The organism is Nonomuraea purpurea, from assembly GCF_042650645.1.
Taxonomy (GTDB): Bacteria; Actinomycetota; Actinomycetes; order Streptosporangiales; family Streptosporangiaceae; genus Nonomuraea; species Nonomuraea purpurea.
The window spans coordinates 13,460-39,432 of the sequence record NZ_JBHSBI010000053.1 but is presented as its reverse complement, the minus strand read 5'-3'; the positions used below and the strand labels follow the sequence as shown (position 1 = coordinate 39,432).

26 protein-coding genes are annotated in these 25,973 nt (G+C 70.3%); 10 read left to right on the top strand and 16 right to left on the bottom strand.

The features are described from left to right. Positions 1-10: 10 nt before the first annotated feature. Positions 11-862 carry a DMT family transporter gene (locus ACFOY2_RS52855; protein WP_379535789.1) on the bottom strand — a complete coding sequence of 284 codons (852 nt, stop codon included), beginning with the start codon at positions 860-862 and terminating at the stop codon, positions 11-13. Positions 863-1,121: 259 nt separating this feature from the next. Between ACFOY2_RS52855 and ACFOY2_RS52850 the strand changes: the two genes are divergently transcribed. The 4 genes from ACFOY2_RS52850 (at position 1,122) to ACFOY2_RS52835 (ending at position 5,287) form a co-directional block, all read left to right on the top strand. Beyond that, complete coding sequence (locus ACFOY2_RS52850; protein WP_379535778.1) at positions 1,122-2,522, top strand: aminotransferase-like domain-containing protein; 1,401 nt, start codon at positions 1,122-1,124, stop codon at positions 2,520-2,522. Between the two features lie 236 nt (positions 2,523-2,758). Then, entirely contained in the window at positions 2,759-3,367 is a 609-nt protein-coding gene (locus ACFOY2_RS52845) for a GNAT family N-acetyltransferase (protein ID WP_357810921.1), read from the top strand. A 36-nt stretch (positions 3,368-3,403) separates the two neighbouring features. Further along, complete coding sequence (locus ACFOY2_RS52840; RefSeq protein ID WP_379535777.1) at positions 3,404-4,279, top strand: 1,4-dihydroxy-2-naphthoate polyprenyltransferase; 876 nt, start codon at positions 3,404-3,406, stop codon at positions 4,277-4,279. A 9-nt stretch (positions 4,280-4,288) separates the two neighbouring features. Next, on the top strand, positions 4,289-5,287 hold the full coding sequence (locus tag ACFOY2_RS52835) for an adenosine deaminase (RefSeq protein ID WP_379535788.1): 999 nt from the start codon (positions 4,289-4,291) through the stop codon (positions 5,285-5,287). 172 nt (positions 5,288-5,459) lie between these two features. Here ACFOY2_RS52835 and ACFOY2_RS52830 read toward each other — a convergent pair whose 3' ends face one another. The 6 genes from ACFOY2_RS52830 to ACFOY2_RS52805 all read right to left on the bottom strand — a co-directional run bounded on the left by ACFOY2_RS52830 (position 5,460) and on the right by ACFOY2_RS52805 (position 12,339). Further along, a complete protein-coding gene (locus tag ACFOY2_RS52830) occupies positions 5,460-5,939 on the bottom strand; it encodes a GNAT family N-acetyltransferase (protein WP_379535776.1) in 480 nt (159 codons plus the stop codon). A gap of 144 nt (positions 5,940-6,083) precedes the next feature. Further along, a complete protein-coding gene (dapB, locus tag ACFOY2_RS52825) occupies positions 6,084-6,821 on the bottom strand; it encodes a 4-hydroxy-tetrahydrodipicolinate reductase (RefSeq protein WP_379535775.1) in 738 nt (245 codons plus the stop codon). 9 nt (positions 6,822-6,830) lie between these two features. After that, complete coding sequence (locus tag ACFOY2_RS52820; RefSeq protein ID WP_379535774.1) at positions 6,831-8,141, bottom strand: M16 family metallopeptidase; 1,311 nt, start codon at positions 8,139-8,141, stop codon at positions 6,831-6,833. Positions 8,142-8,181: 40 nt separating this feature from the next. Continuing rightward, on the bottom strand, positions 8,182-10,512 hold the full coding sequence (locus ACFOY2_RS52815; protein ID WP_379535773.1) for a polyribonucleotide nucleotidyltransferase: 2,331 nt from the start codon (positions 10,510-10,512) through the stop codon (positions 8,182-8,184). Between the two features lie 320 nt (positions 10,513-10,832). After that, positions 10,833-11,102 (bottom strand): 30S ribosomal protein S15, encoded by a 270-nt coding sequence (rpsO, locus tag ACFOY2_RS52810; RefSeq protein WP_132592555.1) that lies wholly within the window; start codon positions 11,100-11,102, stop codon positions 10,833-10,835. Between the two features lie 310 nt (positions 11,103-11,412). After that, positions 11,413-12,339 (bottom strand): bifunctional riboflavin kinase/FAD synthetase, encoded by a 927-nt coding sequence (locus tag ACFOY2_RS52805; protein WP_379535772.1) that lies wholly within the window; start codon positions 12,337-12,339, stop codon positions 11,413-11,415. 82 nt (positions 12,340-12,421) lie between these two features. On the opposite strand from ACFOY2_RS52805, the gene ACFOY2_RS52800 reads away from it, so the two are divergent. After that, a complete protein-coding gene (locus tag ACFOY2_RS52800) occupies positions 12,422-13,441 on the top strand; it encodes a TRM11 family SAM-dependent methyltransferase (protein WP_379535771.1) in 1,020 nt (339 codons plus the stop codon). An 11-nt stretch (positions 13,442-13,452) separates the two neighbouring features. Here ACFOY2_RS52800 and truB read toward each other — a convergent pair whose 3' ends face one another. The 8 genes from truB to rimP form a co-directional block, all read right to left on the bottom strand. After that, positions 13,453-14,325 (bottom strand): tRNA pseudouridine(55) synthase TruB, encoded by an 873-nt coding sequence (gene truB / locus ACFOY2_RS52795; protein ID WP_379535770.1) that lies wholly within the window; start codon positions 14,323-14,325, stop codon positions 13,453-13,455. Continuing rightward, a complete protein-coding gene (locus ACFOY2_RS52790) occupies positions 14,325-15,383 on the bottom strand; it encodes a DHH family phosphoesterase (RefSeq protein ID WP_379535769.1) in 1,059 nt (352 codons plus the stop codon). The genes truB and ACFOY2_RS52790 overlap by 1 nt, the downstream gene beginning before the upstream one ends. Continuing rightward, positions 15,380-15,820, bottom strand: coding sequence for a 30S ribosome-binding factor RbfA (gene rbfA / locus ACFOY2_RS52785; protein ID WP_379535768.1), 441 nt, complete (start codon positions 15,818-15,820; stop codon positions 15,380-15,382). The genes ACFOY2_RS52790 and rbfA overlap by 4 nt, the downstream gene beginning before the upstream one ends. A 40-nt stretch (positions 15,821-15,860) precedes the next feature. Continuing rightward, the gene (locus tag ACFOY2_RS52780; RefSeq protein ID WP_379535767.1) at positions 15,861-16,157 is read right to left on the bottom strand and encodes a DUF503 domain-containing protein; all 297 of its coding nucleotides are present in this window, start codon (positions 16,155-16,157) and stop codon (positions 15,861-15,863) included. A 120-nt stretch (positions 16,158-16,277) separates the two neighbouring features. Beyond that, positions 16,278-19,448, bottom strand: coding sequence for a translation initiation factor IF-2 (gene infB, locus ACFOY2_RS52775; protein WP_379535766.1), 3,171 nt, complete (start codon positions 19,446-19,448; stop codon positions 16,278-16,280). Between the two features lie 112 nt (positions 19,449-19,560). Next, positions 19,561-19,872: a YlxR family protein gene (locus tag ACFOY2_RS52770; RefSeq protein ID WP_379535765.1), complete on the bottom strand. Its 312-nt coding sequence runs from the start codon at positions 19,870-19,872 to the stop codon at positions 19,561-19,563. Continuing rightward, complete coding sequence (nusA, locus tag ACFOY2_RS52765) at positions 19,856-20,860, bottom strand: transcription termination factor NusA (RefSeq protein WP_379535764.1); 1,005 nt, start codon at positions 20,858-20,860, stop codon at positions 19,856-19,858. The genes ACFOY2_RS52770 and nusA overlap by 17 nt, the downstream gene beginning before the upstream one ends. A gap of 11 nt (positions 20,861-20,871) precedes the next feature. Continuing rightward, complete coding sequence (gene rimP / locus ACFOY2_RS52760; RefSeq protein WP_379535763.1) at positions 20,872-21,357, bottom strand: ribosome maturation factor RimP; 486 nt, start codon at positions 21,355-21,357, stop codon at positions 20,872-20,874. Between the two features lie 224 nt (positions 21,358-21,581). Between rimP and ACFOY2_RS52755 the strand changes: the two genes are divergently transcribed. Then, positions 21,582-22,079: a hypothetical protein gene (locus tag ACFOY2_RS52755; protein WP_379535762.1), complete on the top strand. Its 498-nt coding sequence runs from the start codon at positions 21,582-21,584 to the stop codon at positions 22,077-22,079. Positions 22,080-22,111: 32 nt separating this feature from the next. After that, complete coding sequence (locus ACFOY2_RS52750; RefSeq protein WP_379535761.1) at positions 22,112-22,561, top strand: ferritin-like domain-containing protein; 450 nt, start codon at positions 22,112-22,114, stop codon at positions 22,559-22,561. On the opposite strand, the gene ACFOY2_RS52745 is transcribed toward ACFOY2_RS52750, so the two are convergent. Further along, a complete protein-coding gene (locus tag ACFOY2_RS52745) occupies positions 22,538-23,632 on the bottom strand; it encodes an ArsR/SmtB family transcription factor (protein WP_379535760.1) in 1,095 nt (364 codons plus the stop codon). The two genes, ACFOY2_RS52750 and ACFOY2_RS52745, sit on opposite strands and share 24 nt — an antisense overlap. A gap of 38 nt (positions 23,633-23,670) precedes the next feature. Between ACFOY2_RS52745 and ACFOY2_RS52740 the strand changes: the two genes are divergently transcribed. The 3 genes from ACFOY2_RS52740 to ACFOY2_RS52730 are packed head-to-tail and all read left to right on the top strand — an operon-like array spanning position 23,671 to position 25,972. Then, positions 23,671-24,519 carry a hypothetical protein gene (locus ACFOY2_RS52740; RefSeq protein WP_379535759.1) on the top strand — a complete coding sequence of 283 codons (849 nt, stop codon included), beginning with the start codon at positions 23,671-23,673 and terminating at the stop codon, positions 24,517-24,519. Beyond that, entirely contained in the window at positions 24,516-25,502 is a 987-nt protein-coding gene (locus tag ACFOY2_RS52735) for a Bug family tripartite tricarboxylate transporter substrate binding protein (protein ID WP_379535758.1), read from the top strand. Before ACFOY2_RS52740 ends, ACFOY2_RS52735 begins: the two co-directional genes overlap by 4 nt. Then, positions 25,499-25,972: a tripartite tricarboxylate transporter TctB family protein gene (locus tag ACFOY2_RS52730; protein ID WP_379535757.1), complete on the top strand. Its 474-nt coding sequence runs from the start codon at positions 25,499-25,501 to the stop codon at positions 25,970-25,972. Before ACFOY2_RS52735 ends, ACFOY2_RS52730 begins: the two co-directional genes overlap by 4 nt. The last annotated feature ends 1 nt before the right edge of the window (position 25,973 follow it).

Genomic DNA, 25,973 nt, shown 5'->3' with positions numbered 1-25,973 from the left:
GTCACGGCTTTCAAGTACGGGCACGCTGGGTGACGGCCACACAGACGAGGACGGCCAGCGCGGCGGCCACCGTGGCGAGGCCGAATCGTTCGCCCATGAACAGCCAGGCCCATAGGAGGGTCAGGAGGGGCTGGGTGAGCTGGGTCTGGCCCGCTCTGGCGATGCCGCCTCTGGCCAAGCCCGCGTACCAGGGGATGAAGCCCACGAACATCGAGATCACGGCCACGTACGCGAAGCCGATCGCGGCTTGGGGGGTCGGGGTCATCGGGGTGGTCAGGGCCAGGATCGCGGTGATGGGGACGGTTACGGGGAGGGAGAGGACGAGGGTGTGGGAGATCACCTGCCACCCTGGGGTTCGCCTGGACAGACGGCCGCCTTCCGTGTAGCCGATGGCCGCCGAGAGGAGCGCGGCCACCAGGAGGAGGTCTGGCCAGGTCGCCGCTGCCTGGGACTGGTCGTGTTGGGTGAGGGTGAAGGCGGTTACGGCTGTCGCTCCTACCACGCAGGCTGCCCAGAACAGAGGGCGGGGGCGTTCGGCGGCTCTCAGGACGGCGCAGGCTGCCGTGGCGGCTGGGAGGAGGGCTATGACCACGGCCGCGTGGGAGGTGCTGACGCCTAGGGCCAGAGCCAGGCCGCTGAAGATCGGGAAGCCGAAGACCACGCCCAGGGAGATCAGGGCGTAGGAGGGCCAGAGGGGTCTTGGGGGGAGGAGGGGGTGGTTGGTCGCTTTCAGGCAGGTCAGGGCTATCGCACCGGCCAAGGCGGCGCGGCCTGTCGCCACCAGCCAGGGATTCATGCCTTGCATGGCGTAGACGGTGGCCGGGAAGGAGCCGGAGAACGCAAGAACGCCCAGAAATGCCAGGGCTGTCCCTTGGCGGATGGGCGTGTTGCGGGGGTTCTGTTCGGGGGTGGGGGCGGGGGTGGCTTGGGGTGCGGACGTGTCAGGCGCGTGCGGGTGGGGTGCGGACGAGCCGGGCGCAGATGGGCCGGGCGCAGATGGGCGGGATGCGGGCGGGTCGGGCGGCAGAGACGGGCCCGAGCAGGGGTGCTTCTGGCGGGGGTGGTGGGTGGGAGGAGGGATCGCTACTCGGTCGGATGGAGTAGCGCTATCCTATTCTTTCATGAACAATGATAGCAGTATCGATCAAATCGCCACGATACTGCGTGAAGAGGCCGCCCGCCTCGGCCCGGGTGCCAGGCTCCCGTCCAGCCGGGAGATCATGCGCAGGCACAACGTCAGCCCCGTCACCGTCTCCCGCGCCATCGCGCAGCTCACCGCCGAGGGCAGGGTGGTCACCAGGCCGGGCAGCGGGGCTTTCGTGGCGCAGCGGGTCAGCGGGGCGCGTGAGGCCCCCGACCTGTCCTGGCAGACGGTCGCGCTCGGCGATCGGGTCGTGGACGAGGGGCCGACGGCGGCGTTGCTGGGCGGGGCGCCCGAAGGGGTGGTGCCGCTGACCGGCGGGTACCTGCATCCGGGGTTGCGGCCCGACAAGCAGTTGGCGGCAGCGGCGGCCAGGGCGGTGCGGAGGCCGGACGCGTGGGCCATGCCGCCCCTGACGGGGCTGCTGGAGCTGCGCAGGTGGTTCGCGAGGCAGGCCGGGGGCGAGGTGACGGCGGCTGACGCGTTGATCGTGAGCGGCGGGCAGGCGGCGCTGACGCACGCGTTCAGGGCTCTGGCCGCCCCCGGGACGCCGGTGCTGATGGAGACGCCCACGTACCCGGGGGCGATGGCCTCGGCGAAGGCTGCCGGGCTGCGGGCGACGGCCGTACCGGTGGACAGGGAGGGTGTGCGGCCCGACCTGCTGGCCGAGGCGTTCGCCGTCACCGGCGCGCGGGTCTTCTACTGCCAGCCCACCCTGCAGAACCCGACGGGCGCCACCCTGCCGCTCGAACGCCGCCTGCAGGTGCTCGAGGTGGCCAGGGCGGCGGGGGCGTTCGTGATCGAGGACGACTACGCCCGCTACCTGACCGAACACGCGCCGCCGTCCCTGGCGTCCATGGACGACCATGGGAGCGTGGTCCACGTCGGCTCGCTGACGAAGATCCTGTCGCCGAGCCTGCGGGTGGCGGCCGTCGTGGCCAGGGGGCCGGCCGCGCACCGGTTGCGGGCCAGTCAGCTGGTGGAGTCGTTCTTCGTGGCGCGGCCGTTGCAGGAGACGGCGCTGGAGTTCGTCGGGTCGCCGGCCTGGGGGCGGCATCTGACGGCCGTGCAGAGCGAGATCAGGACGCGGCGTGACGCGCTGGCCGCCGCGCTCGCCGCCCACATGCCGGAGGCCGAGCTGCGGCTGCTGCCCATCGGCGGGATGCACCTGTGGGTAGGGCTGCCCCCGGAGGTCGATGAGAACGCGCTGGTCGAGGCCGCCAGGGTCAACGGGGCGCTGGTGAGCCCCGGCAGGATGTACTACCCGTCGGAGCCGCCGGGGCCGCATGTCCGCCTCACCCACATCGCCGCCGCTCACCTGTCTGAGCTGCGCGAAGGGGTACGCAGACTGGCCGGGGCGCTGGCCCACATGGCGACATAGCGCGCCGCGCGTGTCCGATCGTGTCGAAGACCACTCGGCGTGCATGATCATAATGACCGGAGGTGTTCACCGACTCGTCGAGGACCGTTCCCGCTCGTGGTGTTCCATGTAGGTATGTGGCAACCGCGCCGAGACGGGGCCAGGAAGAGGGGTTCGCGTCGTCTCCAAGGGTCAAACACCGATACGGTGTAACTCGTGCCTTGTGGCATGGACGGCAGGCGAAGGAGCGGGCCGAGATGGCAGACGTAGGCGTCCGGGCGGCCCGGCGCGAGGATGTGCTCCAGGTTGCGAACACTCAGATCCGCGCCTGGCGCTACGGCTATCGGGACTTCCTCCCCGAAGGCCCACTCGAGCAGATGACAGGCGCGGCGGCCGAGAAGATGTGGCTGCGCCAGTGGGATGAGGCGATCGTCGCCCCGCCCACCCCCATGCACCGGGTGCTGGTGGCGGTGGAGACCATCCTCGACACCGAGGGGTTCCCGGCCCTCGGCGCGGGCGGCAGCGCCGCCCTCGTCACCCCCCGCGGCGGCGAGCGCGTGGTCGGGCTGGCCTCCCATGCCCCCGCCGAGGATCCCGACCTTGATCCCAGCGTGGTGGCCGAGATGCTGACGCTGCTGGTCGACCCCGATTTCGTCCGGCGGGGCCACGGCAGCCGCCTGCTCAACGCGACGGTCGACTACCTGCGTGAAGACGGTTTCCGGCAGATCGTGACCTGGGTGTTCGCCGACAACTACGCGGTGCTCGGGTTCCTTGAGTCGGCGGGCTGGGGCGAGGACATGGCAGAACGCGTTCTCGACATGGGCCGCCCGATCAGGATGGTCAGGCTCACGACGGACATCAGCTAGGCAGCTACGCGCAGCGGACAAGAGGTCTCGGCAAATATGGCAACTCCCGGCCAGTGGATCGCCGGCGCGCGCCCGCGCACGCTGCCCAACGCCATCGTCCCCGTCATGGTCGGCACGGGCGTGGCGATCGGCGAGGGCGGCTTCGTGTGGTGGCGTGCGATCCTGGCGCTGCTCGTGGCGCTTTCGCTGCAGATCGGCGTCAACTACGCCAACGACTACAGCGACGGCATCCGCGGCACCGACGACCAGCGGGTCGGCCCGATGCGGCTGGTGGGCTCGCAGGCGGCGGCGCCCCGGCAGGTGCTGTTCGCGGCATTGGGCTGTTTCGCGCTCGCGGCGGTGCTGGGGCTCGTCCTGGTGATCGTCACGCGGGCGTGGTGGGTGCTGCTGGTGGGTGCCGCGGCGATCGCGGCGGCCTGGTTCTACACCGGCGGCAAGCGCCCGTACGGCTACCGAGGGCTGGGCGAGCCGGCCGTGTTCGTGTTCTTCGGGATCGTGCCCGTGGTCGGCACCGCGTACGTGCAGACCGAGCACCTGAGCTGGGCGGCGTTCTTCGCCTCCATCCCGGTGGGCTTGTTGTCCTGTTCGATGCTGGTCGTGAACAATCTGCGTGACGTGGGCACCGACGGCCAGGCGGGCAAGCGAACGCTGGCGGTCGTGCTGGGGGCCGAGCGCACCCGTGCGCTCTATGTGGCCTGCCAGGTGATCCCGTTCGTGGTGGCGCTGGCGATGGTCCCCATCACGCCGTGGGCCGCGCTCGTGCTGCTCGCCGCGCCGCTGGCGGTCTCCCCCATCAAGATCGTGCTGGGCAAGGCGGTGGGCCCGGCGCTGATCGCGGTGCTGCAGCAGACGGGCAAGCTGCAGATGGCGTACGGATTGTTGTTCGCGGTGGGTCTGTCGATCATCTTTTAGGGTGGGATGGTGAAGGATTTCATCGCCGGGCTGCCCAAGTGCGAGCTCCACCTGCACATCGAGGGCACTTTGGAGCCGGAGCTCAAGTTCGAGCTGGCCAGGCGTAACGGTCTGGAGCTGCCGTACGCCTCCGCCGAGGAGATGCGGGCCGCCTACGCCTTCGACGACCTGCCGTCCTTCCTCAAGATCTATTACGAGGGCATGCAGGTGCTGCGCACCGAGCCCGACTTCTACGACCTGGCCATGGGCTACCTGCGCAGGGCCGCCGAGCAGAACGTCCGCTACGCCGAGATCTTCTTCGACCCGCAGGCGCACACCTCACGCGGTGTGCCGTTCGACGTGGTGATCCGCGGGCTGCGCAGGGCGCTCATGGACGCCGAGGCCAGGCTCGGGGTGCGGGCCCAGCTCATCATGTGCTTCCTGCGCGACTTCCAGGCCGAGTACGCGATGGCGACGCTGCTGGAGTCGCTGCCCTACAGGGAGTGGATCGCCGGCGTCGGGCTGGACTCCGACGAGAAGGGCAACCCACCTGCCAAGTTCGCGGCCGTCTACGAACGCGCCCGCCAGGAGGGCTACCTCCTGACCATGCACTGCGACGTGGACCAGGACAACGCCGTCGAGCACATCCGCCAGGCCATCGAGGACATCGGCGTCGACCGCATCGACCACGGCGTCAACATCCTGGAGGACCAGCGGCTGGTGGAGACGGTCCTGGCGCGCGGCATCGGGCTGACGTGCTGCCCCATCTCCAACGGCCACGTCACCGACTCGATGAAGGCCGAGGGCATCCGCAAGCTCATGGACCTGGGCGTCCGCGTGACGGTCAACTCCGACGATCCCGCCTACTTCGCGGCCTACGTGCAGGAGAACCTCGAAGCCCTTCAGAACGCGCTCCAGCTCACCCGGCAGGAGCTCGCCCAGCTCGAACGGAACGCCTTCGAGATCACTTGGCTGCCCCGCCATCGCAAGGACGCCTACCTCGCCGAAATCAACGCATACGTCTCCTGAACACCTCCACCCTGGGAAGCCACCCCGACCGTGCCCACGGACGTCGAGGCGAGGAGCCGCCGCCTCCCGAAGGTGGTCCCCACGGCGTGAGGCCGGGTGGGGAAGCCCTGACTGCTCACTCGTGGTTTCCCCGAATTCCTGGACGTGGACGCGCTGCTGGCCGGCGCAGGAATCAGGGCTCGCGGCGCATCACCACGCGCGGGGCGATCTCGATGCCGAGCTCGCGTTCACGCTCCACCAGCGCGCGCAGCTCAGGCCCCCATTCGGGCTCGGGCATGACGGAGAAGCCGTGGCGCTCGTACCACGGCGCGTTCCACGGCACATCCCGATAGGTCGTCAGCGTCACGGCGGGCGCGCCCGAGGCCCGCGCGTGGTCGATCACCGCCGTCATCAGCCGCCCGCCGATGCCCTGGCGCATGCTCGCGGGGTGGACGGCGAGCTGTTCGAGATGCAGGTTGCCGTCAACCCGGCCGACCAGCGCGAACCCGGCGGGAGGCGCCCCCTCGACCAGGACCGACCCCGGGTCGTCCACCTCTTCGATCATGGTGGTGCCCGGTGGGAAAACGATGCCCACCTGCTCGAACAGCCGATCTGCGGCCAGCTCGATCGAGACCAGCCCGGAGAGGTCGTCCGCCTCCGCCCATCGCACCATGGCGACACGATCTCACGTTTCCGGTGGATCTCGCGGCTCGTATTAGGGTTGAAGATCGTAGGCCCGGCTGTGCGGAGCCGGGGACCCTCTCCTCACGACGTGCCCACGGCTCACCAGAGCGGGTCGTGGGCAACGTCGTGCTCCCTAAAGGTCGAGGAGGGGCTCCAGGCCGACCGTGAGGCCGGGAAGCTCGCGCACCCGGCGCACCCCCAGCAACACCCCGGGTGTGAACGACGCCCGGCTCATCGTGTCGTGCCGGATCGTGAGGATCTCGCCGTCGCCGCCGAGCAGCACCTCCTGGTGCGCGATCAGCCCCGACAGCCGCACCGCGTGCACGCGGACGCCCCCCACGTCGGCCCCACGAGCCCCCGCAAGGGCCGTGCTGGTGGCGTCGGGCATCTGGGCCAGGCCCGCCTTCACGCGCGCCTCAGCCACCATCTCAGCCGTGCGACGGGCCGTTCCGGACGGCGCGTCGGCCTTGCCCGGGTGGTGCAGCTCGACGATCTCGGCGGACTCGAAGTAGCGGGCCGCCTGCTGCGCGAAGTGCATCATCAGCACCGCGGCGATGCCGAAGTTGGGGGCGATCAGGCAGTTGGCGCCGGGAGATGCCGCCAGCCAGCCGCGTACGGTCTCCAGCCGCCCCTCGTCGAACCCGGTCGTGCCCACCACCGGATGGATGCCGTGGCCGATCGCCCATTCGAGGTTGTCCATGACCACGTCGGGGTGGGTGAAGTCGACCACCACCTCGGCGCCCTGCAGCCCCTCGACGGGGTCGTCCTTGTCGAGCGCGGCCACCAACTCCATGTCGGTGGCCGCCTCGACCGCCTTGCACACCTCGACGCCCACACGCCCGCGGGCCCCGAGCACACCTACCCTGATCACAGGCAGACCCTATCGGATGGCGTCGGTGAAGTCCTTGTCGCCGTACGGGCCGATCACCGCGAGCGTGAGCGGCCGGTGCAGCACGTCGGCGGCCACCTCGGCGATCTCGTCGGGGGTGACGGACTCGATGCGCGACAGCACCTCGTCCACCGACATCAGCTCGTCGTAGACCAGCTCGTTCTTGCCGATGCGGGACATCCGCGAACCGGTGTCCTCCAGGCCGAGCACGAGCCCGCCGCGCATCTGCCCCTTGCCCCGCATGATCTCGTCGGCGCTCAGCCCTTCGGTCACCACCCTGGACACCTCGTCCCGGCAGATCTTGAGCACGTCGTCGATCTTCGACGGCAGGCAGCCCACGTAGATCCCGAACTGCCCGGTGTCGGCGTAGGCCGAGGTGTAGCTGTAGGCGGAGTAGGCCAGGCCGCGTTTCTCCCTGATCTCCTGGAAGAGCCGGGAGGACATGCCGCCGCCCAGCGCCGCGTTCAGCACGCCGAGCGCGAACCTGCGATCGTCGGTGCGGGACAGGCCGAGCGTGCCGAGCACCAGGTTGGCCTGCTCGGTCGGCCGGTCGAGCACCCTGACGCCCGAGCGCGTCTGCGCGCCCGGGCCCGTGGTGCGCGGCGCGGAGAACTCGGCGGGCCCGCCCAGCGCGCCCGCCCGCTCGTACGCCCTCGTCACCAGCTCGACGACCTCTTCGTGCCGCACGTTGCCCGCCACCGACACGACCGTGCGCCGGGGACGGTAGTAGCGCTCGTAGTACTCGGCGATCCGCTCGCGGCCCAGGGCGTTGATCGAGTCGACCGTGCCCAGGATCGGCCGGCCGATCGCCGAGTCACCGTACAGCGCGGCGGCGAACTGCTCGTGCACCACGTCGGAGGGGTCGTCGTCGTGCATGGCGATCTCCTCAAGGATCACGCCCCGCTCCGACTCGACGTCCTGCTCGGTCACCAGCGAGCTGGTCACCACGTCGGAGAGCACGTCGACCGCGATCGGCAGATCGTCGTCGAGCACCCGCGCGTAGTAGCAGGTGTACTCCTTGGCGGTGAAGGCGTTGATCTCGCCGCCGATGCCCTCGATGGAGGCGGAGATCTGCATGGCGTCACGCGTCGGGGTGCCCTTGAACAGCAGGTGTTCGAGGAAGTGGGTGGCCCCCATGTGCTCGGGGGCCTCGTCGCGCGAGCCGATGCCGACCCACATGCCGACCGCGACGCTGCGCACGGTCGGCATGGTCTCGGTCACCACGCGCAGCCCACCCGGCAGGACCGTGCGGCGGACCACTCCGGCACCGTCCTTGCCAGGGTGAAGCGTCGTTGTACTCACAGCCCCTCCAGGGTGACCAGAGTGCCGAAAGGGGTGTCGGTCACGAGTTCCGGTCGTCCCCGTCGCCGCTGCGGGTGGTGCGCACGCGGGTGCGGGTGCGGCGAGGACGCTCGGACTTGTCCTCGCCGGCGGGCGCGGCGGCCTCGGGCTCGGGAGCACTCTCCCCGCCCTCGGCGGCCTTGGCCTCCTTCTCGGCGGCCTCCTTCTCGATGACCTCGACGGGCACCAGGGAGAGCTTGCCCCGGCCGTCGATCTCGGCGATCTCGACCTGGATCTTCTCGCCGACGCCCATCACGTCCTCGACGTTCTCGATGCGCTTGCCGCCGTGCAGCTTGCGGATCTGCGAGACGTGCAGCAGGCCGTCCTTGCCCGGCATGAGCGAGATGAACGCGCCGAAGGCGGCGATCTTGACGACCGTGCCCAGGTAGCGCTCGCCGACCTCCGGCATGTGCGGGTTGGCGATGCCGTTGATCGCCGACCTGGCGGCCTCGGCGGACGGGCCGTCGGTGGCGCCGATGTAGATCGTGCCGTCGTCCTCGATGGTGATCTCGGCGCCCGTGTCGTCCTGGATCTGGTTGATCATCTTGCCCTTGGGGCCGATGACCTCGCCGATCTTGTCGACGGGGACCTTGATGGTGATGATGCGCGGCGCGGTCGGGTTCATCTCCGCCGGAGAGGCGATCGCCTCCTGCATCACGTCGAGGATCGCCAGACGGGCGCCCTTGGCCTGCTTCAGCGCCCCCGCGAGCACGCTCGCCGGGATGCCGTCGAGCTTGGTGTCGAGCTGCAGCGCGGTGATGACGTCCTTGGTGCCGGCGACCTTGAAGTCCATGTCGCCCATGGCGTCCTCGGCGCCGAGGATGTCGGTCAGGGTGACGTAGGCGTCGCCCTCGCCGATCAGGCCCATCGCGATGCCCGCGACCATCTCCCTGAGCGGCACACCGGCGTCGAGCAGCGCCATCGTCGAGGCGCAGACCGAGCCCATCGAGGTGGAGCCGTTGGAGCCGAGCGCCTCGGAGACCTGGCGGATGGCGTAGGGGAACTCCTCGCGCGAAGGCAGCACCGGGATCAGCGCCCGCTCGGCCAGCGCGCCGTGGCCGATCTCGCGCCGCTTGGGCGAGCCCACGCGGCCGGTCTCGCCGGTGGAGTAGGGCGGGAAGTTGTAGTTGTGCATGTAGCGCTTGGTCCGCTCAGGGTTGAGCGTGTCGATGACCTGCTCCATGCGCAGCATGTTCAGCGTGGTGATGCCGAGGATCTGGGTCTCGCCGCGCTCGAACAGCGCCGAGCCGTGCACCCGGGGCACCACGTGGACCTCGGCCGACAGGGCGCGGATGTCCTTGGTGCCGCGGCCGTCGATGCGCACGCCCTCGTTGATGACCCGCTCGCGCATGAGCTTCTTCATCACCGAGCGGAACGCGGCCGAGATCTCCTTCTCCCGCCCCTCGAACTCGGGCAGGAGCTTCTCGGCGGCCAGCGCCTTGACCTTGTCCAGCTCGTTCTCGCGCTCCTGCTTGCCGGGGATGGTCAGCGCGGCGGTCAGCTCGGTCTTCACCGCGGCCTCGACCGCGGCGTAGACGTCCTCCTGGTAGTCGAGGAAGACCGGGTACTCGGCCGTCTCCTTGGCCGCGACCCGCGCGATGCGCGACTGCGCCTCGCACAGCACCTTGATGAAGGGCTTGGCGGCCTCCAGGCCCTGCGCCACCGTCTCCTCGGTGGGCGCGACGGCGCCCTCGGCGACCAGCTTGAGCGTGTCCTTGGTGGACTCGGCCTCGACCATCATGATCGCGACGTCGCCGTCCTCCAGCACCCGCCCCGCCACGACCATGTCGAACGTGGCCCGCTCCAGCTCGTGGTGCGTCGGGAAGGCCACCCACTGGCCCTCGATCAGCGCGACGCGCACACCGCCGATCGGGCCGCTGAACGGCAGCCCGGCGAGCTGGGTGGACAGCGACGCGGCGTTGATGGCGACCACGTCGTAGAGGTGGTCGGGGTTGAGCGCCATGACGGTGGCGACAACCTGGATCTCGTTGCGCAGGCCCTTGACGAACGACGGGCGCAGCGGCCGGTCGATCAGCCGGCAGGTGAGGATGGCGTCCTCGGAAGGACGGCCCTCACGGCGGAAGAACGAGCCGGGGATGCGGCCCGCGGCGTACATTCGCTCTTCGACGTCGACCGTCAGCGGGAAGAAGTCGAAGTTCTCCTTCGGAGACTTGGACGCGGTGGTCGCGGAGAGCACCATCGTGTCGTTGTCGAGATAGGCGATGGCCGAACCCGCCGCCTGGCGCGCCAGACGACCGGTCTCGAACCGGATTGTGCGCGTGCCGAACGAGCCGTTGTCTATAACGGCTTCAGCAGTGTGGACACCCTCCACGGGGGACCTCCTTGTAGTCGGTCTCCCGCGCCCTTTTCACCGGCACCCTCGTTAGGTGCAGCGCCGGTCTTCGATCGAAGCGCCCGGTCGAGGATCACTGTCGTTCCTACCGGAAGCCACTACCGAGGACCGGCCCGCAGGCGTCGCGGGTCGCATGGTGCTCAGCGGACGCGGGGGCTGTGTGTCTCGGATCTTCAGTTGTACGTCAGGCGCCGGGCGGTTTCACCTCGCCGCGCTCATCGCGCCTGACCATGGGCTCCAACCCAACTTCAGGAACCCATATGAGAAGGGAGCGGCGCGTGCGCCGCTCCCTTGTCATGCTATCGGCGCAGGCCGAGCCGCTCGATGAGCGAGCGGTAGCGCTGGATGTCGACCTTCTGCAGGTACTTCAGCAGGCGACGCCGGCGACCGACGAGCAGAAGCAGGCCACGACGGCTGTGGTGGTCGTGCTTGTGCGTCTTCAGGTGCTCGGTGAGCTCGCTGATGCGCTTGCTGAGCAGCGCGATCTGCACCTCGGGCGAACCGGTGTCGCCCTCGGCCGTCGCGTACTCGCTGATGATGGACTTCTTGGCAGCGGTGTCGAGAGACACGGCTCTCCTTCGATCTACGGACACGCACGAATAAGACGAAAGTGCGAACGACCGTGCGTGCCTACAGTCGCCGCGGGTGAAGGCCGTCATAAGGGCAGCGCAACGCGCCGCCTGAAGCCGACGTGTAAGACTATCACCTTCGTTCGTTACGCGTTGCCACGCCCGCCCATCATGCTCCGGGCGCGGTGGTTTTTCCTTCCGTACGCGCTGCCGTGGCCCCCACCCGCCGCCCCCGGCTGGCCTCTGTCCAGGGAAACGGCCGCTGACCGGTCAGTGGCGCGCCACCGTTACGGAGCGAAACGTCAACCGGTTACGTGGTCAGGCGGCGGGTGGCGGCCACGTCGGCGTGGATCTGGGCGATCAGCGCGTCGATCGACTCGAATCGGGTGTTGCCCCGCAGGCGCGCCGCGAACTCGACCGCCACATGCGCCCCATAAAGCTCAAGGTCGTCGCGGTCCAGCGCGTACGCCTCCACCGTGCGCGGCACCCCCTCGAACGTCGGGTTGGTGCCGACCGAGATCGCCGCCGGCCACCGTTCGCCTTCGTAGAGGGCGGGCATGTTGGCCACCGGGACGCATTCCAGCCAGCCCGCGTACACCCCATCGGCGGGGATGGCCGTGTATTGGGGCGTTTCGACGTTGGCGGTGGGGAAGCCGAGTTGGCGGCCGCGCTGGTAGCCGCGTACGACCACGCCCTCCACGCGGTGCGGGCGGCCGAGCTCGCTGGCCGCGCCCTCGACGTCGCCCGCCACCAGGCGCTCGCGGATCGACGTGGCGGAGACGGCGTCAAGAGTCGGTATGGATTCCACCGCGAAATCGCATTTTTCGCCCAGCGTCCGCAAAGTCTCGACGTTGCCCTTCCCCCCGTACCCGAACACGAACTCCTCCCCCACCACGACGACCGCCGCCCGAAGCCGCTCGGCCAGCAGCGACTGGGCGAAGTCGTCCGGGCTGGTCCGCGACACCTCCAGCGTGAACTCCACGACCTCGACCTCGTCGATCCCCAGCCCCTTCAGCAACTCGGCCCTGCGCCGGGGGTTGGTCAGCCGCTGCGGATGCGACCCTGGCCGCACCACCTCGTCAGGATGCGGCTCGAACGTGACCGCCACGCTCCGCAGGCCCCGCTCCCCCGCGACGGCGACGGCGCGCTCGACGACCCGCTGGTGCCCGCGATGGACCCCGTCGTACACGCCGATGGTGACGACAGACCTTCCCGAACCCTGCACGCTAGGCCCCATTCGCTCGTGGCTCGATCAATCCGAGACAAGCCTGCCACGCGCCGGGCGGTTCGCTCCAACCGGGGAGATAGGATCGGCCATCATGCCTCGTTACGCGCTGCTGATCCTGCCCGCCTTCAACCGGGTCTACGGCGAGAGCTCCATCCGGCTGACCATGAGCGAGCTGGCCGTCTTCAGCGACAGGGCGCTCGCCGGCAGGGTGCCGGCCAGCGAGGAGACCACGATCGGCGGCGTGCCGTACGTGACGTTCGAGACCTCCGAGCCCCTCGCAGGGCCCGACGTCGCGCTGCTGTCCAACCTCTCCTCGGTCTACGCGCTCTTCGGCCTGGAGGGCGATCTGCTCAGGCCGCTGACCATGCGGCCCCTCGACCGGCTGAGCAGCGACCTGATCACCATCCAGAAGTACGCGGGCAAGACCAACGAGCACTTCACCAAGCTGCTGCTCAACGTCACCGCTCTGGCCGGCGACAAGGGCCTGGGCGGGCGCCTTGCGGTGCTCGACCCGCTGTGCGGGCGCGGCACGACCCTCAACCAGGCCCTCATGTACGGCTGCGACGCCTCGGGCATCGACGTCGACGGCAAGGATTTCGAGGCCTACACCGGCTTCATCAAGACCTGGCTGCGCAACAAGCGCCTCAAGCACACCGCCGAGACCGTTCCCGTGCGCCGCGAGCGGGCGCTGGTCGGGCGGCGGCTCAACGTCACGTTCGGGCTGTCGAAAGAGTCGGTCAAGGCGGGCGACGTGCAGCATCTGAGCGTGGTCAACGCCGACACGCTCAAGAGCCGTGAGTTCTTCAAGCCGCGCTCGTTCGACGTCCTGGCCGCCGACGCCCCCTACGGCGTCCAGCACGGCAGCAAGGGCGGCGCCGGTCTGTCGCGCAGCCCTCTGGAGCTGCTGCGCCAGGCCGTGCCCGTCTGGGCCGAGCTGCTGCGGCCCGGGGGCGCGATGGGCATCGCCTGGAACACCTACGGCGGCAAGAGTTCGGAGCTGGCCAAGATCCTCGTGGCCGCCGGGCTCGACGTGATGGACTATCCCGACTTCGAGCACTGGGTGGATCAGGCGATCGTCCGCGACATCATCGTGGCCCGCAAACCTTCGTGAACCGCCGGGCCTCAGCCTGCGAAGACGGCGATGGGCTTGGCGATCCTGCCCTGCTCCTCCACCAGCGCCAGCAGTTCGCCCTCCGGCCCGAACACCCCGATCGGCCCCTCGCCCAGCCCGGCCGAGGGCAGCCGGCCCCCGTGGCCGATGACGCGCGCCTCATCGGCGGTCACGTCCCTGCGCGGGAAGGCAGCCGCCACCGCCTGCCCGATCGGCAGGATGACGCACTCCTCCGCAAGCTGCTCGACGGTCCTGGCCAGCGACAGGTCGTAGGGGCCCACCCGGGTACGCCGCAGCCGCGTCAGGTGGCCGCCGACCCCGAGCCCGGCCCCCAGGTCGCGGGCCAGTGCGCGGATGTAGGTGCCGCTGGAGCAGGTCACGACCGCGTCCACGTCCACGACGTCGCCCACGGCCCTGATGTCCAGCACCTCGAACGAGCGCACGGTGACGGGCCTGGCCCGCAGTTCGACCTCCTCGCCCGCCCGCGCCTTCTTGTAGGCCCGCTGCCCGTTCACCTTGATGGCGCTGACCTGCGGCGGGACCTGCATGATCGTCCCGGTCAGCGCCGCCACACCCTTGTGGACCTCGGCGGGCGTCACCCGCGCCGCGGACGCGGACGCGGTCACCTCGCCTTCGGCGTCGTCGGTGTTGGTGCTGACGCCGAGCCGGATCGTGGCCTCATACACCTTCTCGGTCAGCGTCAGGTGCCCCAGCAGCCTGGTCGCCTTCTCCACGCCGATCACCAGCACGCCGGTGGCCATCGGGTCGAGCGTGCCCGCGTGGCCGACCCTGCGGGTGCCCGCGATGCGCCGCATCTTGGCGACCACGTCGTGAGACGTCCAGTCGCCCGCCTTGTCGACGATGATCAGACCGCTCTCGGCCATCAAGCCTTCCCCAGCTCTCGCCTGAAGGCGGCCATGGTCTCCTCCACGCTGTCGTGGGAGGTGTACCCGGCCGCGTTGTGATGCCCGCCGCCGCCCAGGGCCACGCACACGGCCCCCACGTCGACGGCGCCCTTGGATCTGGTGGACACCTGCCAGGCGCCCTGGTCGTCCTCTTTGAGCACGACCGCGACCTCGGCCTCGTCGGTGCGGCGCACGATGTCGATGATGCCCTCGACCTCGGAGTACGGCAGTCCGTACGCGGCCCGGTCCACCCGCGTCACGTACGTCCACACCAGGCCGTCCTCCAGCATCACCCGCTCCAGGGCCCCCGCCAGCACCTTGAGGTAGCTGAACGGCGAGCGGTCCCACAGCTCGCGGGCGATCTCGTCCGTGCGCAGCCCCGTCGCCACCAGCCTGGCGGCCATCTGGTGCACCGCGGGCGTGGTCGAGGAGTGGCGGAAGGAGCCCGTGTCGGTCACCAGCCCCGCGTACAGGCACGTGGCGATGTCGCGGTCGAGCCGCCCGCCGAGCCGGTAGATGAGCTGCTCGGCGAGCACGGCGGTGGCCGCGGCGGTGGAGTCGATGAGGCTGAGCGTGCCGAACCCCTCGTTGGACGGGTGGTGGTCGACCACGATCACCTCGCGCGCCGCGGCGGTGTTGGCCCGCAGCAGCCCCAGCCGTTCGAACGTGGAGGAGTCGAACGTGATCATCAGCGCCGGCTCCGCCGGGAACTCCTCCGGCGGCACCAGCAGATCCTGACCGGGCAAAAAACGCAGCAGCCGAGGCACCGCGAAGTGCCGGTCGCCGAACGAGGCCGCGACCCGCTTGCCCAGCGACCGCAGCGCGAACCCGACGGCCAGCATCGAGCCGAGCGCGTCGCCGTCGGGCGTCACGTGGCAGGACAGGGCGACCTCGTCGGCCGCGCTGATCAGCCGCAGCGCCCGATCCCAGTCGGCCTCCGCGATGGCGGACCTGGGCCCGCCGCCGCCCTCGTCACGGGACTCCGCTCGCGCCGGGCGGTCGGCCCGGCGGGCTTCGTCACGAACGTCGGGCGTCACGCCTGATCGTCCTCGCCCTCGTCGGGCTTGCGGTAGGGGTCGGCCTCGCCGGCGTAGGAGGCGCTCTGGGCCTGGCGCGCCACCTCGGCGTCGCGCGCCTTGGCCACGTTGATCAGGTCGTCGAGTTGGCGCGCGCTGTCGGGCAGGGGGTCGTGCTTGAACGTCAGAGTGGGGGTGAAGCGAACGCCCGTCTGCCGGCCCACTTCGGAGCGGATGATCCCCTTGGCGCTTTCGAGCGCCGCCGCGCTGTCGGCCCGCTCGACCTCGGAGCCGAACACCGTGTAGAACACCGTCGCCTCGCGGAGATCCGCGGTGATGCGCGTGTCGGTCACGGTGACGAAGCCCAGGCGCGGGTCCTTGATCCGCCGCTCCAGCATTTCTGCGACGATCTGCTGGATGCGGTCGGCGAGCTTGCGCGCTCGTGCGGCATCCACCATGGTTCGCTCCCCCTCACGCACGACCTGGCCGTGCAGTTGTTCAATCTTCGTCGTTGTAGAGCCGCTGCCGGGCCGACAGCAGCTCGATCTCGGGGCGGAAGGCCACCATCCGCTCGCAGGCGTTCAGCACCTCGTTGCAGTTTCCCGCCGTGGCGGAGACCACCGCGACGCTGACCTCCGCCCTGCGGTGCAGATCGAGATGGCCGGTCTCAGCCACCGCGATGCTGGGATAACGGCGCTGCAGCTCGGCGATCAGCGGACGCACGACAGAGCGCTTCTGCTTGAGCGATCTGACGTCGCCGAGCAGGATGTCCAGGGTTAGAGCACCCACATACATCGTTGGCAACCACCGCTTGAACTGGTGTGGTGGACGCACGACCGGCCCGCTGCGGTGGGGAGGGGGTCAGGACGTGCGACAGGCGCCCGGCGGATGTCCCGCCGGGCGCCCGGCCGCGTGTCACACGCGCGGCTTCTCCCGCATCTCGAACGTCTCGATCACGTCGTCGATCCGCAGGTCGTTGTAGCCGACCCCGATACCGCACTCGAAGCCCTCGCGGACCTCGGTCGCGTCATCCTTGAAGCGACGCAGCGAGGAGACGGTCAGGTTGTCGGCGATGACGACGCCATCGCGGATCACCCTGGCCTTGCTGTTGCGGACGATCAGGCCGGAGCGGACCAGAGAACCGCCGATGTTGCCGATCTTCGGCACCTTGAAGATCTCGCGGACCTCCGCCGTGCCGAGCTGAACCTCTTCGAACTCGGGCTTGAGCATGCCCTTGAGCGCCGCTTCGATCTCCTCGATCGCCTGGTAGATGACCGAGTAGTAGCGGATGTCGACGCCCTCGCGCTCGGCCAGGTCGCGCGCCCGCGGCTCGGGGCGCACGTTGAAGCCGATGATGACCGCGTTGTCGTCGGCGACGGCCAGGTTGACGTCGTACTCGGTGATGGCGCCGACCGCGCGGTGCAGGACACGGAGCCTGACCTCGTCGCCGACGTCGATCTTGAGCAGGGCGTCTTCCAGGGCCTCCACCGAACCGGACACGTCGCCCTTGATGATGAGCTTGAGCTCGTCGACGCTGCCCTTCTCGAGGTCCTTGAAGATGTCCTCGAGGCTGCGGCGACGGCTCGACTTCGCCATGTCGGCGGTGCGCTTGCGCGCCGCGCGCTGCTGGGCGATCTGGCGGGCCATCCGGTCGTCGGTGACGACGATGAAGTTGTCACCGGCGCTCGGCACGGCCGTCAGACCCATCACCTGGACGGGACGCGACGGCGTCGCCTCTTCGACCGGCTCGCCGTTGTCGTCGAGCAGCGCCCGGACGCGGCCGAACGCCTCGCCACAGACGATCGAGTCGCCGACGCGCAGCGTGCCGCGCTGGACCAGGACGGTCGCGACGGGGCCGCGGCCCCGGTCGAGGTGGGCCTCGATCGCGATGCCCTGGGCGTCCATCGTCGGGTTGGCGCGCAGGTCGAGCTCGGCGTCCGCGGTCAGCAGGATGGCCTCGAGGAGGTTGTCGATGCCCGTGCCGTTCTTCGCCGAGATGTCGACGAACAGCGTCGAGCCGCCGTACTCCTCCGCCACCAGGCCGTACTCGGTGAGCTGGGCCCGGACCTTGCTGGGGTCGGCGCCCTCCTTGTCGACCTTGTTGACCGCGACCACGATCGGCACGTCGGCCGCCTGGGCGTGGTTGAGCGCCTCGATCGTCTGCGGCTTGACACCGTCGTCGGCCGCGACCACCAGCACCGCGATGTCGGTGGACTTGGCGCCTCGGGCACGCATGGCGGTGAACGCCTCGTGACCCGGGGTGTCGATGAAGGTGACCTTACGGTCCTGGCCCTCGTGCTCGGTGGCGACCTGGTAAGCGCCGATGTGCTGGGTGATGCCACCCGCCTCGCGCGCCACCACGTTGGTCTTGCGGATGGCGTCGAGCAGTTTGGTCTTACCGTGGTCGACGTGACCCATGACGGTCACGACCGGCGGACGCGCGGCCAGGTCGGCCTCGTCGCCCTCGTCCTCGCCGAACTCGATGTCGAAGGCCTCGAGAAGCTCGCGGTCCTCCTCCTCCGGGCTGACGACCTGGATGTTGTAGTCGAGCTCGCCGCCGAGGATCTGCAGCGTCTCCTCGCTCACCGACTGCGTGGCGGTCACCATCTCGCCGAGGTGCAGCATGATCTGCACGAGCGAGGCGGGGTTGGCGCCGATGCGGTCGGCGAAGTCGGCCAGGGACGCGCCGCGCGGCAGGCGGATGACCGCGCCGTTGCCACGGGCGACCTGCACACCGCCGATCGCCGGGGCCGACATGTTGTCGAACTCCTGGCGCCTCTGCCGCTTCGACTTGCGCCCGCGGGCAGGACGGCCGCCGGGACGCCCGAAGGCTCCCGCGGTGCCGCCGCCACGGCCACGACCGCCGCCACCGGGACGACCGGCGAAACCGCCGCCGCCACCGCCGGGACCGCCGGTGCCGGTGCGCTGACCGCCGCCGCCGGGACCACCGCCGGGACGGCCGCCGAAACCGCCGCCACCACCGGGACGGCCACCGCCGCCACCGCCAGGACGGCCACCGCCGCCACCACCGGGACGACCGCCACCGCCGCCGCCACCGCCGGGACGGCCACCGCCGCCACCACCACCGGGGCCGGCAGGACGGCCCTGCGGCATCATCATCGGGTTGGGCCGCGGACCACCAGGACGGGGACCGCCCGCACCGGGACCGGGACGCGGACCGCCCGAGGGCGGACCAGGACGCGGACCCGCGGGACGCGGACCACCGTCACGACCCTGCGGCGGACGCGGCATGGCGCCGTCGCGTGGCGGGCCGTCGCGGCGCTCGCGCTGGCCGGGGCCGCCGCCTCCGCGGTTGCCGCCGGGACGCGGCGGACGGGACTGGCCCATGCCGGTGGCGTTGGACGAGAACGGGTTGTTACCGGGACGCGGACCACGCGGGCCGGGCTTGGGACCCTGGCCGGGACGCGGGCCGCCGCCACGCTCGCCACGCTCCCCGCTGGGACGCGGAGCGTGCGTGGAGCCGCCGCCACGCTCCCCGCCACCGCCGCCGCCGGAAGGCCCCGGACGGGGGCCGGGCTTGGGACCCGGACGGGCGGCGGGACCGGGACGCGGACCCGGAGTCGGACGAGCGGGCGCGCCGCTCTCGAAACGTGCCTGCGGAGCCCCGGAGGTCTCACCGCGCGCGGCCTCGGGCTGCTGCGTCGGCTGGTGCGGCATCGGCACCGGCGGACGCGGCGCGGGGCCGCCGCCCGCGGAACCGCCGCCCGCAGGACCACCGCCCGCGGGACCGCCGCCCGCAGCGGGGCCTGGACGCGGACCGGGCTTGGGACCCGGACGCGGCGGGGCCGAGGGGACCGGCGCCTGCCTGGCGCCGTTGCCGGCCTGGCTGTCCGCCGGCCGGGGAGCAGCCTTAGGCGGCTGCGGCTTGTTGGACGGCTGACCGCCGCCTCTTGAGGGCCCACCCTTCGATGCGCCCAGAGCTTCGGTGAGCCTGCGGACCACCGGCGCCTCGATGGTCGAGGACGCCGAGCGGACGAACTCTCCCATCTCCTGGAGCTTGGCCATGACGACCTTGCTCTCTACGCCGAACTCCTTAGCGAGCTCGTATACCCGGACCTTCGCCACTGCACTCCCTTACTCGGCCCGGGAGGCTGGCTATGCCGTCCGGACCGTCGCTACCTTGACGTCTTCATCGCCGCGTGCTCATCAGGCGCTCATAGCAATCTGACTCCGCCCATCAACTCGGCGTCCTACATGACATTTCGTGGTCCTCCTCCAGGTGTGCCCGCACGCGCGAGACGTCAAGCGACCCCGCTACGCGAAACGCGCGCGAGAACGCTCGGCGACGCTCGGCAAGCTCCAGACAGTTCAAGGACGGATGCAGCGATGCACCGCGGCCAGGAAGCCGTCCTCGCAGGTCAGGGACCACATGATCCTCAACCAGCACCAAGCGGAGCAGCTCGGACTTAGCCGTGCGTACCCTGCAGCCCACACAGGTGCGCTGTGGGGCCGCGTGGCCACCATATTCCAGCTTACCGTGTTGACGCATCTACGGAACCGGCGGCATCTTCGGCCTGTGTGTCCGGCCGGATGTCGATCCGCCATCCGGTGAGCCTCGCGGCGAGCCGGGCGTTCTGCCCCTCTTTCCCGATGGCCAGCGAGAGCTGGTAGTCGGGCACGGTCACCCGGGCGACGCGCCCCTCGAGATCGAGGACCTCAACGTGGGAAACACGCGCGGGCGACAGGGCATTCCCGACGAACTCGCCCGGGTCCTCCGACCAGTCGATGATGTCGATCTTCTCGCCGTGTAGTTCCGTCATCACGTTGCGCACCCGCGAACCCATGGGCCCGATGCACGCGCCCTTGGCGTTGACGCCCGGCTTGCGGGACCGGACCGCGATCTTGGTGCGGTGACCCGCCTCGCGCGCCACGGCGGCGATCTCGACGGTGCCGTCGGCGATCTCGGGCACCTCCAGCGCGAACAGCTTCTTCACCAGCCCGGGGTGCGTGCGCGACAAGGTGACGGAGGGACCCTTGTGGCCCTTCTTCACCTGCACGACGTAGGCGCGGATGCGCTCTCCGTGCACGTACTCCTCACTGGGAACCTGCTCGGCGTGCGGCAGCACGGCCTCGATCTTGCCCAGGTCGACCAGCACCACGCGCGGGTCCTTGCCCTGCTGGATGACGCCGGAGACCAGCTCGCCCTCGCGGCTGGCGAACTCGCCGAAGTTGATCTCGTCTTCCGCGTCGCGCAACTGCTGCAGGATGACCTGCTTGGCGGTGGTGGCGGCGATCCTGCTGAAGTTGTTGGGAGTGTCGTCGAACTCCCTGACGACCTCGCCGTCCTCGTCCAGCTCGGCGGCCCAGATCGTGACGTGCCCGCTGCTCCTGTCGAGCTCGGCCCGCGCCTTGGACGCGGCGCCGTCGGTGCGGAAGTAGGCGATCAGCAGCGCGTCCTCGATCGCCTTGACGACCAGGTCGAAGGAGATGTCCTTTTCTCGCTCCAGGCTGCGCAGGACGCTCATGTCGATGTCCACGACGGCTCCCCCTAGCCTTCGTCGCCGTCGACGTCGTCGATCCGGCGGAACTCCACCTGGACCCGTCCCCGGGTCAGGTCTTCGAAACCAAGTCTGCGTGTGGCGCCCGCGACGTCGATGTCGACGCCGCTCTCGTCGGCGGCGACGATGCGGCCTTCGACGACGTCGCCGTTCTTCAGCTCCGCCTTCACCAGCCGTTTGGCGGCCCGGCGCCAGTGACGCGGCTCGGTGAGCGGGCGGTCGACGCCCGGCGAGGAGACCTCGAGCGTGTAAGCCGCCTGGCCCATCGAGTCGTCGTCGTCCAGCGCCGCGGAGACGGCCTGGCTGACATCGGCCACTTCGTCAAGGCTCACGCCGCCGTCGCGATCGACGACCACTCTCAGCAATCGTCTCCTGCCCGCCTGGGTGACAGTGATGTCCTCCAGGTCCAGGCCCTCCGCGCCGACCACGGGCTCAAGGAGCTTCATCAGGTGGTCGCGGGGTGATGCGCTGCCCATATCGACCTCCCCTATTGTCATGTCTCAGCCGGGCGGACCTCGCCTCGGGCTCTCCGCCGCCGGCCGCTCGGCCAGCGACGACAGTTGACACCCTATCCGTATGAGGGCACGGAAAGAGCGCCACTCGTCATGGTCGGGTGGCGGGCGTCGCCTGACAGCGATCCGGGGCGCTAGCCCGTACGATGCGATGCTATCCGCGTCTGTTGTAACTGGAGGTCGAGTCCGTGCGCCCGCGTCACCTCTCCCGGCGAGCCTTGCTGGCGGGCGGAGCGGCCGCGCTCACCGCCTGCAGCGCCTCAGGACCGCCGCAGCCGGCGGTCCCGGCTCCCGACTCTCCCGAAACACTGTTGCTCAAGAGCCTGATCTCCGAGAAGGAACACACGATCGTGCTCTACTCCTCCTTGATCGCCGAGGGGGGCGACAAGCTGGTTCCCTTCAGGGACCGCCACCAGGCGCATCTGGCCGAGCTGCGCAAGCACGTCAACGCTGACGTGCGCAGCGGACAGAACGCTGACGTGCGCGGCGGACAGAAGGTCGCCTCGCCGTCCGCCACGCCCACGACCGCGAAGACGTCGTTGTCGAAGCTGCGCGACCTGGAGCGCAAGGCGGCGGCCCAGCGGCTGCGCCAGCTCGACGGGGTCTCGCCGGGCCTGGCCCAGCTCATCGCCAGCATCGGCGCCTGCGAGGCCGCCCACGTCATGGCACTGCCGAGGTCGCTGTGAACGCCTGGACCAGAGCGGCTGCCGGTGACGATGTGGAGAAGTTGCGCAAGGCGCTGGCGGCCGAGCATGCGGCGCTGTTCGCGTACGGGCTGCTCGGCGCGCGCACGTCGGGCTCGCTGCGAGCCAGGATGACCACGGCCTTCGACGCCCATCGGGCCCGCCGCGACCAGTTGCGCGGCTTCATCACCACGCGGGGCGCCAAGCCGGCCGAGCCCGACGCCTCGTACGCGCTGCCGTTCTTCCCCGCCAGTTCCACGCTGGCCACGAAGCTGGCGGTGCACCTGGAAACCGGTGTCACGGCCGCCTACCTCGAACTGGCCGCCGCCCAGGACGTGGCGCTGCGCCGCTACGCCGCCGTGGCCATGCAGGAGGCCGTCACCCGCTCCCACGGCTTCCGGCCTGCGCAGCCGGTGGCGTTCCCCGGCATGCCGGTCGCGGCGTCGCCGCCGCCGTCGTCGTCACCGGTAAAGGACGGAGAGTAGGTCGGGCCCGAGGCGTTCGACGGCCTCGGCGTCGAGCTGGTAGTAGACGACCGAGCCGCGCCTGTGGGTGTGCACGAGCTGGGCCTCCCTGAGCCTGCGCAGGTGCCTGGAGACCTGGGGAGCGGTCATGCCGAGCTGGTTGGCCAGCTCGGCGGTGGCCACGGGGTTGCGCAGGATCGCGTAGCACAGCCGCAGCCTGGTCGGGTCCTGCAGGGCGGCGAGGCGGCGTCTGGCGGTCTCCAGTGACGGCGTGGCGGGCGCGTCGGCGCTGTACTGGATGACGACCGGGTAGCCGGGATAGTGCTTGATCACGAAGTGCGGTCTGCCGTGGACGGTCGGCACGAGCAGGCAGGGCCGCCCGGCGTCCACGCGCGCGGTGGCGGTGTAGAGCTTGTCGAACACGATCCGCAGCCGCCCCGCTCCGTTCTCGACGGCGGCGGTGGGGAAGTCTCCCAGGGCCAGGGGGCCGCGCCTGCGCAGGTCGCGCTCGCGCGAAGCGCCGTCGCGGTCGAGTGCGGGGCGCAGGGCCGGCCATTCGGCGTCGAAAGCTTCGGCGGCGAAGGCCCGCAGGAACGCCAGCAGCTCCTCCCTGACCCCCTCGGGGTCGGCGCGCAGCCGGGCGCCGATCTCCAAACGGCTGGAGGAGATCAGCCGCAGCCGATGAAGCGTCTCCTCGCCGAGCCTGGGCGCCAGCTCGGTGTCGTTCTTGCCGATCAGGGCCTGGACGGTCATGGCCACGAAGTCACCGATCGGCAGCCCGGCGACCTCCTCCAGCTCGGCCTCCAGGGTGCGTCTGGGGCCCGCCGACAGCGGCAGCAGGTAGCGGGCGCGGAAGGCGCCCCAGAGCGGCGCCCAGGCGGCCGCGGTGGCCAGCAGCCCGCTGTCGAGCTCGGCGTTCGCCCTGGCCACCCAGGCCGCGCTGGCGGGGTGGTGGCCGGGCTCGTCGAAGGCGTGCAGGCAGGCGCACAGCTCGGCCAGCGGCGACTGCTGCACGGCGAGGGATCCGGCGGCGGACGGGGCGACGAGGAGCGAGACGGCCACCCTGCAGATTACCGCGTTCGCGGCAATCATCTTGTGGTCCATCCCGCGTTTACCCAGGCTGTGGCCTCATGGCTGAGGCACTGCACGTGGTCAAGCATCCGACGGGGTTCTACTCGGCGGGCGCGACGACCGTCTTCGCGTCGCGATATGACCAGAGGTTCTCGTACTGCATGTACGTACCGTCCACGCACGACAAGGACGGGGAGCCGCTGCCGCTGGCGGTCCTCCAGCACGGTACGGGGCGGCGCGGCCCGCAGTACCGCGACAACTTCGCCGAGTGGGCCGAACAGCACGGATGCCTGGTGCTGGCCCCGCTCTTCCCCGCCGGCATCGGCGACGACCCCGACGACCTGCACAACTTCAAGTTCCTCAAGTACGGCGACATCCGCTTCGACCGCGCCCTGCTGGCCATGGTCGAGGAGGTCGGCGAGCGCTTCAACGTGCGGACGTCGCGGTTCCTGCTGCACGGCTTCTCCGGCGGGGGCCAGTTCGTGCACCGCTTCGGCTACCTGCACCCCGACCGGCTGGCCGGATTGTCAATCGGCGCACCGGGGCGGATAACGTACATCGACCCGAGCAACCCGTGGTGGATCGGGTTGAAGGGGTTCGAGGCGGAGTTCGGGTGCGCTCCGAGGGTGGAGGAGCTGCGCGCGGTACCGGTGCAGATGGTCGTGGGCAGCGCCGACGTGGAGACCTGGGAGATCAACAACCCGGGTGACTCCAACTGGATGGAGGGCGCCGACGCCCACGGCGTGACGCGCATCGAGCGGCTCAGGGCGCTGCGCGACAACTTCGAGGCCCACGGCATCGACGTGCGCTTCGACGTCGTGGAGGGCGTGGGCCACAACCCGATGGCGGTGCTCGAGCCGGTCAAGGACTTCTTCGCATCGATCCTCACCCCCCGGGAGTCACAATGAAGATCAAACTGCTGGCCGCGGTCGCCGTGGCCGTGACACTGAGCGGCTGCGCCGTCGGCGAGAGCGCCGACGCGGGCGGCGGCTATCCCAGCAAGGCCCTGTCGATCATGGCGCCGGGCAGCCCAGGCGGCGGCTGGGACACGCGGGCCCGCGGCCTGGCCGGCGCCATGAGCGAGTGCAAGGTGGCCGACGTGGACGCCACGGTCACGAACGTGCCGGGCGCGGGCGGGACGATCGGCCTGGCCCAGTTCGCCAAGCGCAACGGCGACCCCTACCAGCTCATGGTCATGGACAGCGTGACCATGCTGGGCGGGATCGTGAACAACAAGTCGCCGGTCGACCTGTCCACGCTCACCCCCGTGGCCGGGCTGAGCCGGGGGCCGAGCGCCATCGTGGTGCCGGCCAAGTCGCCGTACAAGGACCTGAAGGGCCTGCTCGACGCCATGGAGGACAAGCCCCACAGCGTCAAGTGGACGGGCGGCTCGCTGGGCGGGCCCGGTCAGATGACGGTGGCGGCGCTGGCCAAGTCCAGGGGCCTGGCGGCCAAGGACGTCAACTTCGTGCCCACGGCGGGCGGCGGCGAGTCCATGAACCTGCTGCTGAGCGGGGCCGCCACGGCAGGCGTCGACACCGTGGCCGAACTGCGCGCGCAGATCGACGCCGGGGAGCTGCGCCCGCTCGTGGTCGACTCCGCGCAGCGGACCGCGGGCGTCGAGGCGCCGACGCTGAAGGAGCTCGGGCTGGCCGAAGAGGCGATCTCGACGCTGGCCGGCGTGCTGGCCCCCGCCGGGCTGTCCAAGGAGCAGCAGCAGGACGTCATCGGCCTGCTGGACAAGGTGCGCCAGACCCCGTGCTGGAAGAAGGTCCTGGAGCGCAACAACTGGACCGAGGACTGGAAGCCCGGCGACGAGTTCGCCAAGGTGCTGACCGAGCAGCGGACCCAGGTGACGGCCATCCTGGGTGAGCTGGGGCTCGGCAAGTGACGCAGCGGATCGTCTCCGTCGGGTTCCTGCTGGCCGCCGTGGTCGTGCTGGGCCAGGCGTTCGCGATCACCGAGGGCAACGGGTACCAGGCGGTGGGGCCGAGGGTGTTCCCGCTGCTGGTGGGGTTCGGGCTGGCGGTGGTGGCGGTCATCGGGGTCGTCCAGGCTTTCAGGCCGGGCGTGCCTGACGAGCCCGCGACGTCCGGCACCGCCGAGTCGCAGGACGACGTGCACTGGCCCTCCGTCCTCATGCTCCTCGCCGCGCTGGCCGGGTACGCGCTGATTCTGGTGCCCGCCGGCTACTGGCAGGCCACGACCGTGTTCTTCGTGGCCGTCGCCAGGGTGCTCGGCAGCCGGCGACTCCTGCGCGACCTGCTGGTGGGCCTGGTGCTGGCGCTGGCCACGTACTTCCTGTTCGACCGGCTCCTCGGCATCTCGCTGCCGCCGGGCCTGATCAGATTGGCGTTCTGAG